The 13,313-nt window shown below is 71.7% G+C and carries 13 protein-coding genes; 8 read left to right on the top strand and 5 right to left on the bottom strand.

The window, feature by feature from the left end; translation table 11 throughout:
- The first annotated feature begins 3 nt into the window (after window positions 1-3).
- Genes ACZ7OH_RS04200 through ACZ7OH_RS04190 form a run of 3 tightly spaced genes read left to right on the top strand, consistent with a single transcriptional unit; the run spans window position 4 to window position 3,664 of the window.
- A complete protein-coding gene (locus ACZ7OH_RS04200; protein WP_470279496.1) occupies window positions 4-1,053 on the top strand; it encodes a thiamine ABC transporter substrate-binding protein in 1,050 nt (349 codons plus the stop codon).
- The gene (locus tag ACZ7OH_RS04195; protein WP_470279495.1) at window positions 1,032-2,657 is read left to right on the top strand and encodes an ABC transporter permease; all 1,626 of its coding nucleotides are present in this window, start codon (window positions 1,032-1,034) and stop codon (window positions 2,655-2,657) included. The genes ACZ7OH_RS04200 and ACZ7OH_RS04195 overlap by 22 nt, the downstream gene beginning before the upstream one ends.
- Complete coding sequence (locus ACZ7OH_RS04190; protein ID WP_470279494.1) at window positions 2,657-3,664, top strand: ABC transporter ATP-binding protein; 1,008 nt, start codon at window positions 2,657-2,659, stop codon at window positions 3,662-3,664. Before ACZ7OH_RS04195 ends, ACZ7OH_RS04190 begins: the two co-directional genes overlap by 1 nt.
- Window positions 3,665-3,682: 18 nt before the next feature.
- Here the strand turns inward: ACZ7OH_RS04190 and ACZ7OH_RS04185 are convergent, their stop codons facing one another.
- From ACZ7OH_RS04185 to ACZ7OH_RS04175, 3 genes are read right to left on the bottom strand one after another with little or no spacing between them, the layout of a single operon-like run.
- A complete protein-coding gene (locus tag ACZ7OH_RS04185) occupies window positions 3,683-4,561 on the bottom strand; it encodes an ABC transporter permease (protein WP_470279493.1) in 879 nt (292 codons plus the stop codon).
- On the bottom strand, window positions 4,558-5,532 hold the full coding sequence (locus ACZ7OH_RS04180) for an ABC transporter ATP-binding protein (protein WP_470279492.1): 975 nt from the start codon (window positions 5,530-5,532) through the stop codon (window positions 4,558-4,560). The genes ACZ7OH_RS04185 and ACZ7OH_RS04180 overlap by 4 nt, the downstream gene beginning before the upstream one ends.
- Window positions 5,529-6,620, bottom strand: a complete 1,092-nt coding sequence (locus ACZ7OH_RS04175; RefSeq protein ID WP_470279491.1) for a LolA family protein — start codon at window positions 6,618-6,620, stop codon at window positions 5,529-5,531. Before ACZ7OH_RS04175 ends, ACZ7OH_RS04180 begins: the two co-directional genes overlap by 4 nt.
- Window positions 6,621-6,768: 148 nt before the next feature.
- Between ACZ7OH_RS04175 and ACZ7OH_RS04170 the strand changes: the two genes are divergently transcribed.
- The 3 genes from ACZ7OH_RS04170 to ACZ7OH_RS04160 all read left to right on the top strand — a co-directional run bounded on the left by ACZ7OH_RS04170 (window position 6,769) and on the right by ACZ7OH_RS04160 (window position 9,504).
- The gene (locus tag ACZ7OH_RS04170) at window positions 6,769-7,485 is read left to right on the top strand and encodes a response regulator transcription factor (RefSeq protein WP_400894638.1); all 717 of its coding nucleotides are present in this window, start codon (window positions 6,769-6,771) and stop codon (window positions 7,483-7,485) included.
- Window positions 7,482-8,813 (top strand): sensor histidine kinase, encoded by a 1,332-nt coding sequence (locus ACZ7OH_RS04165; protein WP_470279490.1) that lies wholly within the window; start codon window positions 7,482-7,484, stop codon window positions 8,811-8,813. Before ACZ7OH_RS04170 ends, ACZ7OH_RS04165 begins: the two co-directional genes overlap by 4 nt.
- 301 nt (window positions 8,814-9,114) lie before the next feature.
- Window positions 9,115-9,504: an NUDIX domain-containing protein gene (locus ACZ7OH_RS04160; RefSeq protein WP_470279489.1), complete on the top strand. Its 390-nt coding sequence runs from the start codon at window positions 9,115-9,117 to the stop codon at window positions 9,502-9,504.
- A gap of 22 nt (window positions 9,505-9,526) precedes the next feature.
- On the opposite strand, the gene trpS is transcribed toward ACZ7OH_RS04160, so the two are convergent.
- Window positions 9,527-10,492 carry a tryptophan--tRNA ligase gene (gene trpS, locus ACZ7OH_RS04155; RefSeq protein ID WP_470279488.1) on the bottom strand — a complete coding sequence of 322 codons (966 nt, stop codon included), beginning with the start codon at window positions 10,490-10,492 and terminating at the stop codon, window positions 9,527-9,529.
- Window positions 10,493-10,708: 216 nt separating this feature from the next.
- Here trpS and ACZ7OH_RS04150 point away from each other — a divergent pair, with 216 nt between their 5' ends.
- The gene (locus tag ACZ7OH_RS04150) at window positions 10,709-11,008 is read left to right on the top strand and encodes a YciI family protein (protein ID WP_086677642.1); all 300 of its coding nucleotides are present in this window, start codon (window positions 10,709-10,711) and stop codon (window positions 11,006-11,008) included.
- Window positions 11,009-11,011: 3 nt separating this feature from the next.
- Here ACZ7OH_RS04150 and ACZ7OH_RS04145 read toward each other — a convergent pair whose 3' ends face one another.
- The gene (locus ACZ7OH_RS04145; RefSeq protein ID WP_166641800.1) at window positions 11,012-11,161 is read right to left on the bottom strand and encodes a hypothetical protein; all 150 of its coding nucleotides are present in this window, start codon (window positions 11,159-11,161) and stop codon (window positions 11,012-11,014) included.
- A gap of 194 nt (window positions 11,162-11,355) precedes the next feature.
- Between ACZ7OH_RS04145 and typA the strand changes: the two genes are divergently transcribed.
- Window positions 11,356-13,281: a translational GTPase TypA gene (typA, locus tag ACZ7OH_RS04140; RefSeq protein WP_400894628.1), complete on the top strand. Its 1,926-nt coding sequence runs from the start codon at window positions 11,356-11,358 to the stop codon at window positions 13,279-13,281.
- Window positions 13,282-13,313: the final 32 nt, after the last annotated feature.

The raw sequence follows: 13,313 nt of genomic DNA, 5'->3' as shown, positions 1-13,313 counted from the left end.
TAGATGAAACGCAGGGCTGTTCGCGCCGCGACGGCCGTCGCCGCCGTCAGCGTCGTCGCCGCGGGGTGCTCGCTGTCGGACGGTGGCGGTGGCACGCAGCAGACGCCCACCGTCACCCTCGTGACGCACGACTCCTTCCTCGCGCCGCAGGACGTGCTCGACGCCTTCCAGAAGCAGTCGGGCATCAAGATCTCCGTGCTCAAGCAGGGCGACGCCGGTTCGCTGACCAACAAGCTCGTGCTGACCAAGGCCAACCCGATCGGCGACGTCGCGTACGGCGTCGACTCGACCTTCGCCTCGCGCGCGTTGCAGGAGGGCGTCTTCGAGCCCTACACCAGCCCGGAGGCCGACCGCGGACCGCAGCGCTACGCCGTCGACCCCGAGCATCGGCTGTCCGCGGTCGACGTCGGCGACGTCTGCGTCAACGTCGACACGAACTACTTCACGAGCAAGGGGATTCCGGCGCCGGAGTCCTACGACGACCTCGCCGACCCGAAGTACAAGGACCTGCTGGTCGCCGAGGACCCCGCGACCGCGTCGCCCGGCCTGGCGTTCCTCCTCGGCACCATCGCGAAGTACGGCGAGGCCGGCTGGAAGGACTACTGGACGAAGCTGAAGGCCAACGGCGTCAAGGTCGTCAGCGGCTGGGAAGAGGCCTACACCAAGGACTTCTCCGGCTCGTCCGGCAAGGGGCCGCGCCCGATCGTCGTCTCGTACGCGTCTTCGCCCGCCGCGGAGGTGGGCGACGACGGCAAGCCGCGCACCAAGGCGCTGCTCGACACCTGCTACCGGCAGGTCGAGTACGCCGGGGTGCTGGCGAACGGCAAGCAGACGGAGAGCGCGCGCAAGGTCGTCGACTTCCTGCTGTCGCAGCAGTTCCAGGCAACGGTGGCGGCGAACATGTACGTCTACCCGGCGCGCCAGGGTGTCGACCTGCCCGCGGGCTGGGCGCAGGTCGCACCGCTGCCGCAGAAGCCGCAGACGCTGCCGGCGGACCAGGTGCAAGCCGGACGCGAGAAGTGGATCGGCGAATGGCGCACGCTCGTGCAGTGACGGCCCCGCCGAGGACGGCTCGCGGGCTCGGCCTGGCACTGCTCGGGCTGGCGCCGATCGGGTTCCTGGTGGTGTTCTTCGCGTGGCCGGTGCTGGCGATCGTCGGCCGTGGGTTCGCCGCGGGCGGCCTCGACGTCGTCCTCGGCGACGCGCGGACCTGGCAGCTGGCCGGGTTCACCGTCGGGAGCGCGGCGGCGTCGACCGTAGTCGCCGTGGTGGCCGGGCTGCCGGTGGCGTTCCTGCTCGCGCGGGTGCGGCTGCCCGGCGCCGGCCTCGCGCGGACGCTCGTCCTCGTGCCGTTCGTGCTGCCGACCGTCGTCGTCGGTCTGGCGTTCCGGGCCCTCTGGCCGGACGGCGGCGTGCTGCCGATCGTCCTGGCCAACGCGTTCTTCAACGTCGCCGTCGTCGCGCGGACCGTCGCGGGGCTGTGGGCGCGGCTCGACTCGCGGACGACCGACGCCGCCCGCGCGCTGGGCGCGTCGCCGTGGCGGGCGTTCCGCTCGGTGACGCTGCCCGCGCTGGCTCCGGCGATCGCGTCCGCCGCGGCCGTCGTGTTCCTGTTCTGCGCCACCAGCTTCGGCGTCGTCCTGATCCTCGGCGGCGCGCGCTACCGGACGCTGGAAACCGAGATCTACCTGCGAACGGTCGACCTCCTGGACCTTTCGGGCGCGGCCGCTCTCTCACTGATCCAGTTCGCCGCCGTCGTCGCCGCGCTCGTCCTCGGCGGCCTCGCGCGACGGCGCAAGGACGGCGCCCGGATCGGTTCCGGCGGGACGCGTCGGCCGCGGGGCGGCGAATGGTGGGTCGTCGGCGCCGCGGGGGTCGTCCTGGCGTTGCTCGTGACGCCGATCGTCGCGCTGCTCGCCGAGTCGGTCTCCACTCCGGACGGGTGGAGCTTCGCCGGTTATCGAGCGTTAACGAGCACCGGTGAGAAGGGCGCGCTGCAGGTGTCCGGCTGGGACGCCGCGGTGAACTCGGTGAAGGTGGCCATCGACGCGACGCTGCTCGCGATGGTCGTCGGCGTGCTCGCGTCCGTCGTGCTGGTGGCGCTGCGCCGGTCGCCGGCGAAAGCCGCGCGCGGGCTCGGCGAGACGATGGACGCCGTGCTGATGCTGCCGCTCGGCGTGTCCGCGGTGACCGTCGGGTTCGGCTACCTCGTGACGCTCGACGCGCTGCCCGGCGACCTCCGGACGTCGCCTTACCTTGTACCGCTCGCGCAGGCGCTGGTGATCATCCCGCTGGTCGTGCGCATGGTGCTGCCGGTGCTGCGCTCGGTCGATGTCCGATTGCGGCAGGCCGCGTCGACGCTCGGCGCGAGCCCGCTGCGGGTCTGGCGGGAGATCGACCTGCCGCTGACGCTGCGGCCGCTGGTCGCGGCGGCCGGCTTCGGGTTCGTCGTCGCGCTCGGCGAGTTCGGCGCGACGAGCTTCCTCGCCCGGCCGACGGCGCCGACGCTGCCGGTCGCGATCGCGTCGCTGATGGCGCGCCCGGGGGAGCTGAACAACCAGATGGCGTACGCCGCGTGCGCGCTGTTGATGCTCGTGACGGTGCTGGCGGTCGCGCTGATCGACCGGCTCGGGCGCGGCCGGGTGGGGGAGTTCTGATGGCGTTGTCGGTGCGGGACCTGACCGTCCACTACGGATCGTTCGCGGCGGTCCGCGACGTCCGGCTGGACATCGCCGACGGCGAGGTGCTGGCGCTGCTCGGCCCGTCGGGCTCGGGGAAGTCGACGCTGCTGCGCGCGATCACCGGGCTGGAACCGTCCGCGCGCGGCACGGTGAGCTGGGACGGTGACGACCTCGGCGCGGTGCCCGTCCACCGGCGCGGCTTCGGCCTGGTGTTCCAGGACGGCCAGCTGTTCGGCCACCGCGACGTCGCGGCGAACATCGCGTTCGGTCTGCGGATGCACGGTATACCGCGTATACAATGGGCACCGCGAGTCGCCGAGCTGCTGGAGCTGGTGGGACTTTCCGGCTTCGAGCGACGGCGCGTCACGGAGCTGTCCGGCGGGCAGGCCCAGCGAGTGGCGCTGGCCCGGGCGCTGGCGCCGAAGCCGCGGTTGCTCCTGCTGGACGAGCCACTGTCCGGTTTGGACGCGGGGTTGCGCGAGCAGCTCGCCATCGACCTGGCGGACCTGTTGCGCCGCAGCAAGATCACGGCGTTGCTGGTGACGCACGACCAGGAAGAGGCGTTCACGCTGGCCGACCGGGTGGCGGTGCTGGACGCCGGCGAAGTGCGCCAGGAGGGCGCGGTCCGGCGGGTATGGCGCAACCCGGCCGACGATGACGTGGCCCGCTTCCTGGGGGTGACGACGTTCGTGGAGGGCGTCGTGGCCGGCTGGGTGGCGCACACGAGGCTGGGCGACGTGGCGTTGCCGGACGCGGAGGACGGCCCGGTGCGGCTGGGGTTGCGGCCGCACGCGCTGCGAGTGGCGGCCGAAGGGGTGCCGGGCGAGGTCGTGGCGGCGGTGCACCGCCGGGAGCACATCCGGCTGGTCGTGAAGCTCGAAGGGTCCACTGTGGACGCGATCGCCCCGGCGGCGTCGGACCTGCGCGCCGGGGACGCGGTGCGGCTGGAGTTCGACCCGGACGGCGTCGCGCTCGTCGGCTGACGCCGTCCGGAAGGAACCTCAGCCGTCGCGTGTGGACAGTCGGGCGTAAGCCAGCGACAGCCCGATCACGATGTAGCAAGCCGCCCGCAACGCGCCTTCGCCCAGCAGCTGTCCGCCCATCGGGTCCTGCAGGACCTCCGCCGGGGCGAGCGACCAGTTCTGCGTCAGCAGGAACGGGTGCAGCCACTTCAGCGACGACAGGAACCCGAGGATCGTGAACACGATGTCGGCCGCCAGGACCGACGCCACCACCAGCATCGGGTGCTCGGTCCAGCTGGAGATCGCCAGCGCCACCGCGCCGACCGCCCACAGCTGCAGCACCACCCAGCCCGCCACCAGCAGGATGCGGGCCAGCGCGCCGCCCAGGGACAGCGTGGTGCCCGACAGCGTGAACAGCGAATCCGTGCCGTTGATGATCAGCCCGGTCACCACGCCCGTCACGCACATCGCCAGCACCGAGACCACCGACACCGTCGCGACGCCGAACGCCTTGACCGCCAGCAGGCGGCCCCGGCCGACCGGGGCGATCAGCCAGCCGCGCAGCGTGCCGTGGGACGTCTCGCCCGCGATCGCGTCCGCGCCCGCCATCGCCGACGCCAGCGGCAGCAGCAACGCCAGGGACATCACGATCGCCGCGATCGGCAGCACGAACGCGTTGTTGACCGCGGACGCCAGCAGCGCGCCGCCGCCTCCGTCCGGGCCGCCGCCGGTGTTGGCGTTGTCGCTCACCAGCGTCAGGCCGATGCCGATCACGATCGGGATCAGCGCCAGCAGCCCCAGCACGGCCAGCGTGCGCGGCCGCCGGAAGATCCAGCGCAGCTCCGCGGCCAGCAGCCGCGGCAACGGCACCGTGTCGTGGCCCGTGCGGGCCGCCGGTGCCTCCAGGACCGCCGTCATTCCGCCCCCTCCGTCAGCCGTGCGAACAGGTCTTCCAGCCCGGTGCGGGCCCGCGTCGCCTCGTGGACCGCGACCCCCGCGCCCACCAGGACCTCCAGCACGCGCGGTGCTTCGGTCGCCGTCAGGTCGGCGCGGACGCCGTCCGGGGTGAGCCGGGCGCCGATCCGGTGCTCGCGCAACACTTCGACGGCCTTCTCCGCGTCCGGCGTGCGGACCAGCAGCGCCGCGTTGCCGGACTCCAGCAGCTCGGCCAGCTCGCCCTGCGCGACGACGTTGCCGGCCTGCAGCACGGCCACGTGCGTGCACGTCGCCTCCACCTCGGCCAGCAGGTGCGACGACACCAGCACCGTGACGCCGGCGGCGTGCAGCTCGGCGACGATCCTGCGGATCTCCCTGGTACCCGCAGGATCGAGGCCGTTGGTCGGCTCGTCGAGCACGACCATCTTCCGCGGCACGAGCAACGCCGAAGCGAGCCCGAGGCGCTGCTTCATGCCGAGCGAGTAGCCCTTGTAGCGCCGCCGCGCCGCGCCGGTCAGCCCGACGCGCTCCAGCGCGGAATCCACCGCGACCGGGATCCCGGCCGACGTCAGCCGCGGTTCCGCCGCGGCGAAGCGCAGCAGGTTGTCGCGCCCGGACAGGAACGGGTGGAAGCCCGGCCCCTCGACCAGCGCGCCGACGTCCGGCAGCGCGTGCGCCGCGGCGTCCGGCATCGGACGGCCGAGCAGCTCGACCTCGCCCTCGGTCGGCCGGACCAGGCCGAGCAGCATCCGGATGGTGGTCGTCTTGCCCGAGCCGTTCGGCCCGAGCATCCCGACGACCGCGCCCTCCGGGATGTCGAGGTCGACGTGGTCCACCGCGACGGTGCTGCCGTAGACCTTGCGCAACCCCCGCGTGCGCGCGGCCAGCGGGACCGCCGGGGCGGACGCCTCCGAAGAGACGTCCGCCCCGGACTCGATGGCCGTGCTGGTCACTTCTGACCCAGCGCTTCGTAGAGGACCTGCTCCGGCACCGCGCCGGCGGCGAAGCGGCCGTCATCGGTCAGCACCGCGCTGCCCACCTTCGTGGTGACGAGGTAGCCGCTGCCCCACGTGCCGTTGACCTTCTTGGCGAACCGCTCGAGCAGCGCCTTCGGGTCGGCGTTGCGGCCCTCACGGCCGGACTGCTGCTTCGGCGCCGCGTTCAGCGCGTCCGCCGGGACCTTGCCCGTGACGACGGTGTCCCAGCCGTCGCCGACGACCTTGACGTCCTGCTTGGCCTGCTCGGCGAGGTTCTTGTCCTTCTGGTCGACGGTCGGCGTCTTCTCCTGCACCTTCGCGCCCTTCGGCGGGGTGAAGGTGAAGAGGTCGGCCGGCTGCTGCGTGAACTGGATCTCGCTGAACGCGACCTCGAGCGCCGGCGTCGACGTGCCGTTGCTCAGCACCGACACCCGCAGCGGCATCCGCGTCTGCGAGTCGACCGCGACGCGGATCTCGCGCAGCAGGGTCCGCTCGGTCGGCTTCGGCGTCAGGACCAGCTCGTAGGCCGGGCGGTCGGCGACGGTGGCGGTGCCGTCGACCGACACCGTGCTGCTCTCGCGGACCTTCGCCAGCAGTTCGGTCGACGCCGCGACCGGGTCGGCCAGCTTCTCGCTGCCCGCGCCCTTCTGCTTGGCCACCTCGGCCGGGACGGTCACCTTCGTCGCGGTGTTCGTCTTGGAGCTGTAGTCCCAGACGGTCGTGCCGTCGTGGACCACGGTCTCCTGGCTCGCGCCCTGCGTGGCCGCCAGGCGGCTCTTGCCGGCGCCGTCGCTGAAGATGTGCGCCGAGTCGATGTTCAGCGCCGACGCCCCCGGGATCGCGTTCCCCACCGACGGCAGCCCCAGGTCGTTGCTGATCTTGACCGTGCCGTCGAACGCGCCCGGCTTGGCCTTCATGACCGACTGCACCAGGTCCTCGGCGCTCACCTGCGGCAGCGCCGGCTTGGCGTCGGCGCTGGCCGGCATCGCGATGAACGCGAGCCCGCCCGCACCGAGCGCGGTGCCGACGACCGCGGCGGTGATGCCCTTCGTCTTCGGTTTCATGCGTCTCTCCCTGTGGTGTTCCCGGGCTCGAGTGTGCCCGGCTTCCCGGCACCGACGCTTCCCTCTCGAGACTGAGATACCCCTGAAGGTTCTCCCTCTCCGGCTGAGATCGTGCTGAGAGCCGGCGCACGACCTGTGCGAACCGGCCATGATGAACCTCGTGAAACCTCGGGTGCTGGTGGTCGACGACGAACCGGGTGTGCGGAAAGCACTGCAACGCGGGCTGCGCGCGGAAGACATGGACGTGGTCACCGCCGCGGACGGCCCCACCGGGCTGCAGCTGGCGAGCACGGGCTCGTTCGACGTCATCCTGCTCGACATCATGCTGCCGGGCCTGTCCGGCTACCGCGTGCTGGAACGCCTGCGCAAGGACGGCGTCATGACGCCGGTGCTGCTCGTCTCGGCCAAGGACGGCGAGATCGACCAGGCCGACGGCCTCGATCTCGGCGCCGACGGCTACCTCGTCAAGCCGTTCTCCTTCGTGGTGCTGGTGGCACAGGTCCGCGCGACCCTGCGCCGCGCCGGACCGGAAGCGGGCCGCGGCACGCTGCGCCTCGGTGCGCTGGCGGTCGACCGCGGGCTGCGGCAGGTGCACTGGCACGGCGAGGAGGTCGGGCTGAGCCCGCGCGAGTTCGCGCTGCTGGAGGTGCTCGTCGGCCGGGCTGGCACGGTCGTCACGAAGGACGAGCTGCTGCGCGCGGTCTGGGGCGAGGAGCAGGCGGTCACGCGCAACCTCGTCGAGGTATACGTCGGATACGTACGACGTAAGTTGGACGCTGTCGGCGCCGGCGCGCTGCTGCGGACGGTGCGCGGGCACGGCTACCTGGCCTCGGACGCGCAGCTCGACGAGGTCATCACCCCGTGAGCTCCTGGTGGCGGGGCCGGTCCCTGCAGGTCCGGATCACCCTGCTGGCCGCGACGGTCACCCTGGCCTGCCTGCTCGGGCTGGCCGCGCTGGCCGCGTCCAACCTCTCCCCGCTGCTCATCGGCTCGGTCGACCGCGAGCTCTCGGCCGCGCTCGGCCCGGCCGGCGCCGACGTAAGCGCCGGGCGCCCGCTGTCCGGCGCGGCACCGGTGACGCTGCGCGTGCTCGACATCGCGGGCGCGCCGGTGGACGGCGGCACACCGACCGGCCTTACGTTGTACGACATCTCGACGCTGAAAGCGGGACAGCCGGTCCAGCGCGACGGCGCGCGGTACCTCGGGACGGTCGTCAGCACACCGGACGGGTCGCAACGGCTGGTCGTGGCGGGGGCCGGGCTCGTCGGGTTCTCCGCGGCGGTGCACTACGGCGGGGTGTGGCTGGTGGTCGTCGCGTCGGTCGGCGCGCTGGTCGCCGGCTTCGCGACGTGGCTGGTGGTCCGCCTGTCGCTGCGCCCGGTGGCGCGCATGCGGGGTTCGGTGCGCGCGCTGCCGCCGGGCGCGCGGCTGGCGCTGCCGGACTCGCACGACGAGCTGCGCGCGCTGGCGGAGGAGTTCAACGCGCTGATGGAGCGGCAGGAGCTGGCGAGCGACCGGCTCCGGCGGTTCACCGGCGACGCGGCGCACGAGCTGCGGTCGCCGGTCGCGTCGATCCGGGTGCAGGCCGAGGTCGCGGTGACCAACCCGGATCCGGAGCTGTCCCAGGAGACGCTGTCGGACATCTTGACGGAGGCCGAGCGGCTGTCGTCGCTGCTGGATGGGCTGTTGTCACTGGCCAGGTCGGACGCGGGGGAGGTGCCGCCCGCGGAGCCGGTCGAGCTGGTCAGCGAGGTCCGCGCGGCGGTCGCGCGGCTGCCGACGGGGGCGCCCGAGGCGCGGGTGAGCAACGCGGTCCCGCAGGCGTGGGCGTCGGCCGCGCACGCCGAGGTGGAGCTGGTGCTGGACAACCTGCTACGCAACGCGTGCCGCTACGCGCGCGGGGAGATAGTGGTGTCGGTGCTGGCGTCGCGCTCGTCGGTGCGGGTGGTGGTGGACGATGACGGCCCGGGCATCGCACCGGAGCACCGCGAGAAGGTGTTCGACCGGTTCTACCGGATCGCCGACGACCGAGCCCGATCGTCCGGCGGGACGGGACTCGGGCTGGCGATGGTGGCGGAGACGGTCCGGCGCCGAGGTGGCCGGGTACAGGTGAGCGAGTCCCCGGACGGCGGGGCGCGGTTCGTGGTCGCCTGGCGCACGGCCGCGGGGGAGGACGCGGGCTCGCGCGGCTGAAGCGCGGACATGCACGACTGCGGCGCGGACATGCATGACTGCAGTGCGGACATGCACGGCTGCAGTCCGGACCTGCGCGACTGCGGCGCGGACATGCACCGCTGGAGCGCGGACCTGCGCTACTGCAGCGCGGACGTGCACGGTTGAAGCGCGGACATGCCAGACTGCAGCGCGGACATGCACGACCGCACCCAGACATGCACGACAGCAGCGCGGCATATTCTTACGACGTAAGGTGCCTTACGCCGTAAGGTGGCGTCGTCCGGCCAGTCAGAGGGGCTTCCGGGTAGATTCCGGGGCTGTGAACGGTGTGATCGTGGGTGCCGCCCTGGTGCGGGACGGCAAGCTGCTCGCCCAGCAGCGGGCCTGGCCGCCGAAGCACACCGGGCAGTGGGAACTGCCTGGTGGCCGGGTCGAGGAGGGCGAGTCCGAGGCCTTCGCGCTGGCTCGTGAGTGCAGTGAGGAGCTCGACGTCGTCATCGAGGTCGGTGCGCGCGTCGGGGAAGACGTCCCGCTGCCCGGCGGGAAGGTCCTCCGCATCTATGCCGCGAAGCTCGTTTCGCCCGGGGAAGAGCCGCGCGCGGTCGAACACCTCGCCGTCCGGTGGCTCGGGCTCGATGACCTCGACGACGTCGACTGGCTGCCCGCCGACCGCATCCTGCTCCCGGCCTTCCGGGAGCTGCTCTCCTGAGCCGGGAGCAGGACGCGGACCTTCAATTCGCCCCGATCATCCGCAGCGCCGCGTCGAGCCGGTGGGACCCGCGCTCCCGGGCGCGCTCCGCGCCCGCCTTGCGGACCCGGTCCAGCTCCGCTACGTCGTCGAGCAGCGTTAACGCGCGTTCACGCAGCGGGCGCAGCTCCTCGATCACCGCGTCGGCGACCGCGTCCTTCACCGCTCCGTACGAGGAGAACTCCGAAGCCAGGTCGGCCGGCGAACCTCCCCGGCACGCGGCCAGGATCTCCAGCAGGTTCGCCATCCCCGGCCGGGTGTCCGGTTCGTGCGCCGGGACCGTCTCGCCGTCGGTTACCGCCCGGCGGATCTTGCGGCGGATCTGGTCGGGCTCGTCGAGCGCGAATACCACGCCCGCCGCGTCGCGCGCCGACTTGGACATCTTGCGCGTCGGGTCCGCGAGGTCCTTCACCCGCGCGCCCGCCGGTGGGAGCACTGCCCGCGGGATGGTGAACACGTCGCCGTACGTGCCGTTGAAGCGCTTGGCCAGCGTGCGCGTCAGCTCGACGTGCTGGCGCTGGTCCTCGCCGACCGGCACCTCGTCCGCGCCCTGCAGCAGGATGTCCGCGGCCATCAGCGCCGGGTAGGTCAGCAGGGACAGCCGCACGCCGGCCTGCCCCTTGGACTTCTCCTTGAACTGGATCATCCGCGCGGCTTCGCCGTAGTTGCAGGTGCACTCCAGAACCCACGTCAGCGCGCCCAGCTCGCGGGCGAGGTCGGACTGGACGAACACCCGCTCGGGATCGATGCCGGCGGCGATCAGCACCGCCAGCTGTTCGCGGGCCAGGGATCGGAGTTTCGCCGGGTTGTGCGGCGTCGTCATGCCGTGCAGGTCGGCGACGAAGTACAGGTCGTCCGCGCCGCCCTCGCGAGCCCAGCGGCGCACGGCCCCGAGGTAGTTGCCGAGGTGGACGTGACCGGAGGGCGTGATGCCGGACAGCTTGCTCATGGGACGACCTTTCCGAGGTGGGGACCACCCCGGAGAAGGCATGAAAAAGGCCGCCCGTCCGGGGCGGCCGCTGGTGATCAGCGCAGGACTAGACGGCCGCCGAGGGCGGCCACCAGCTGGACGTCTGCGCTTGCATACACCGAGCATAGCCGATGACCGTCACCACTCGGTATCGTCCGGACGCGGGATCGGCCGCGCGGGTCTACCGTCTTAACCATGTATGTCGTCCTGCTGAACTACACGGCCCCGATCGAGGAAATCGACTACGCGCTCCCGGACCACGCCGAGTGGCTGAACAAGCAGTACGAGCACGGCCACTTCCTGGCGTCCGGGCGGCGGAACCCGCGCACCGGCGGCGTGATCATCACGCGCCCGATGTCCCGCGGGAAGCTCGACGCCATCCTGGCGTCCGACCCGTTCTGCGTGAAGCACCTCGCGCAGTACGAGGTCATCGAGTTCTCGCCGACGAAGACCGCGCCGGAGCTCAGGCTGCTCAACGAGGCCGTGCCCCACTAGAACTCAAGCGGCCAGGTCCAGCTTCGCCTTCTTCAGAGCCAACACCGGGCACTTCTTGCAGCGCGGCTTCGACCGGCAGCACTTCTTCTTGACCTTGCCGGCCTTCATCAGCTTGCGCACGACCTTCCGCGGGTCGTCGTGCTTCTTGCCCACGCGCACGCACCTTCCGGATCGGCGACCTTCACCGGGTTTCCACGTTAGGTCAGCCTAACCGTCTAGGGGGCGTGGGGCCGCTCACAATGGGGTGGCAGGTATCCTGGGTGAGGTCCGCGTGTGACCAGAGCCGGTCACGGGATGCCTGAACGGCTTGCGCGGCCACCCACCCCTTGAAGTTCAGGAGTCTTCGCGTGCCCGCAGCCAGCGCTACCGTCGAAACCGGCCGGCCGACCGGTAAGACCCGGCCCGACCTGCGCAACGTCGCGATCGTCGCCCACGTCGACCACGGCAAGACCACGCTCGTCGACGCGATGCTGCGCCAGTCCGGCGCCTTCGCCGAACGGGCCGAGCTCGTCGACCGCGTGATGGACTCCGGTGAGCTCGAGCGGGAAAAGGGCATCACGATCCTGGCGAAGAACACCTCGATCCACCGCCAGACGCCCGAGGGCTCGGTGACGATCAACGTCATCGACACCCCCGGTCACGCCGACTTCGGCGGCGAGGTCGAGCGCGGCCTGGCCATGGTCGACGGCGTCGTCCTGCTGGTCGACGCGTCCGAGGGCCCGCTGCCGCAGACCCGTTTCGTACTGCGTAAGACGCTCGAAGCCGGCCTGCCGGTGATCCTGCTGGTCAACAAGACCGACCGCCCGGACGCCCGGATCGCCGAGGTCGTCGAGGAGACGCACGACCTGCTGCTCGAGCTGGCCAGCGACATCGAGGACGCCGACCACGACGCGATCCTCGACCTCCCGGTCGTCTACGCCTCCGCGCGCGCCGGCAAGGCGAGCCTGGAGCAGCCCGCCGACGGCGAGATCCCCGAGAGTGAGAACCTCGACCCGCTGTTCGACACGCTGCTCCGGCACGTGCCGCCGCCGGCCGCCGACCTCGATGCGCCGCTGCAGGCGCTCGTCACCAACCTCGACGCGTCCAACTTCCTCGGCCGCATCGCGCTGATCCGCATCCACGCCGGCAAGCTGCGCAAGGGCCAGACCGTGGCCTGGATGCGCGAAGACGGCACCGTCCAGAACGTCCGCATCTCCGAGCTGCTCGTCACCGAGGCGCTGACCCGCGTCCCGGCGACCGAGGCCAGCGCGGGCGAGCTCGTCGCCATCGCCGGCATCCCGGACATCACGATCGGCGACACCCTCGCCGACTCGGACAACCCGGTGGCGCTGCCCCGGATCACCGTCGACGAGCCCGCCATCTCGATGACCATCGGCGTCAACACCTCGCCGCTGGCCGGGCGCAACGGCGGCGACAAGGTCACCGCGCGGCTGGTCAAGGCCCGCCTGGACCAGGAGCTGATCGGTAACGTCAGCATCCGCGTCCTGCCGACCGAGCGACCCGACACCTGGGAGGTCCAGGGCCGTGGTGAGCTGGCGCTGGCCATCCTCGTCGAGCAGATGCGCCGCGAGGGCTTCGAGCTGACCGTCGGCAAGCCGCAGGTCGTGCTGCGCACGATCGACGGCAAGCTGCACGAGCCGTTCGAGCGCCTCTACATCGACTCGCCGGAGGAGCACCTCGGCGCGATCACGCAGCTCCTGGCGGCGCGCAAGGGCCGCATGGAGGACATGAGCGGCAACGGCACCGGCCGGATCAAGCTCGAGTACGTGCTCCCGTCGCGCGGCCTGATCAGCTTCCGCACCGACTTCCTCACCGAGACCCGCGGCACCGGCATCGCGAACCACGTGTTCGAGGGCTACTTCCCGTGGGCCGGCGAGATCCGCACCCGGCACAGCGGCTCCTTGGTCGCCGACCGCACCGGCCCGGTCACCGCGTACGCGATGATCCAGCTGGCCGACCGCGGCACGTTCTTCGTCGAGCCGGGCGCCGAGGTGTACGAGGGCATGGTCGTGGGCGAGAACCCGCGCTTCGAGGACCTCGACATCAACATCACCAAGGAGAAGAAGCTGACCAACATGCGTCAGTCCTCCGCCGACGTGATGGAGACGCTGGCCCGCCCGCGCAAGATGGGGCTGGAAGAGGCGCTGGAGTTCTGCTCGGTCGACGAGTGCGTCGAGGTCGCGCCGGAGGTCGTCCGCGTCCGCAAGGTGACTTTGGACGTCAATACCCGCGCGAAGGAGCGTTCGCGCGCGAAGAGCCGCGACAACGGCTGATCGGCGAATAACGCGAAAAAACCTCCCGGGGT

It is taken from the genome of Amycolatopsis sp. NPDC114478 (assembly GCF_055633805.1).
The sequence above is the reverse complement of the archived record's forward strand: the minus strand, read 5'-3'. Positions and strand labels throughout refer to the sequence as shown.

Excerpts from the sequence above, each read along its gene's own strand:
- ACZ7OH_RS04200 (WP_470279496.1), top strand. The coding sequence starts at position 4 with ATGAAACGCAGGGCTGTTCGCGCCGCGACGGCCGTCGCCGCCGTCAGC.
- ACZ7OH_RS04195 (WP_470279495.1), top strand. The coding sequence starts at position 1,032 with ATGGCGCACGCTCGTGCAGTGACGGCCCCGCCGAGGACGGCTCGCGGG.
- ACZ7OH_RS04190 (WP_470279494.1), top strand. The coding sequence starts at position 2,657 with ATGGCGTTGTCGGTGCGGGACCTGACCGTCCACTACGGATCGTTCGCG.
- ACZ7OH_RS04185 (WP_470279493.1), bottom strand. The coding sequence starts at position 4,561 with ATGACGGCGGTCCTGGAGGCACCGGCGGCCCGCACGGGCCACGACACG.
- ACZ7OH_RS04175 (WP_470279491.1), bottom strand. The coding sequence starts at position 6,620 with ATGAAACCGAAGACGAAGGGCATCACCGCCGCGGTCGTCGGCACCGCG.
- ACZ7OH_RS04170 (WP_400894638.1), top strand. The coding sequence starts at position 6,769 with ATGATGAACCTCGTGAAACCTCGGGTGCTGGTGGTCGACGACGAACCG.
- trpS (WP_470279488.1), bottom strand. The coding sequence starts at position 10,492 with ATGAGCAAGCTGTCCGGCATCACGCCCTCCGGTCACGTCCACCTCGGC.
- ACZ7OH_RS04150 (WP_086677642.1), top strand. The coding sequence starts at position 10,709 with ATGTATGTCGTCCTGCTGAACTACACGGCCCCGATCGAGGAAATCGAC.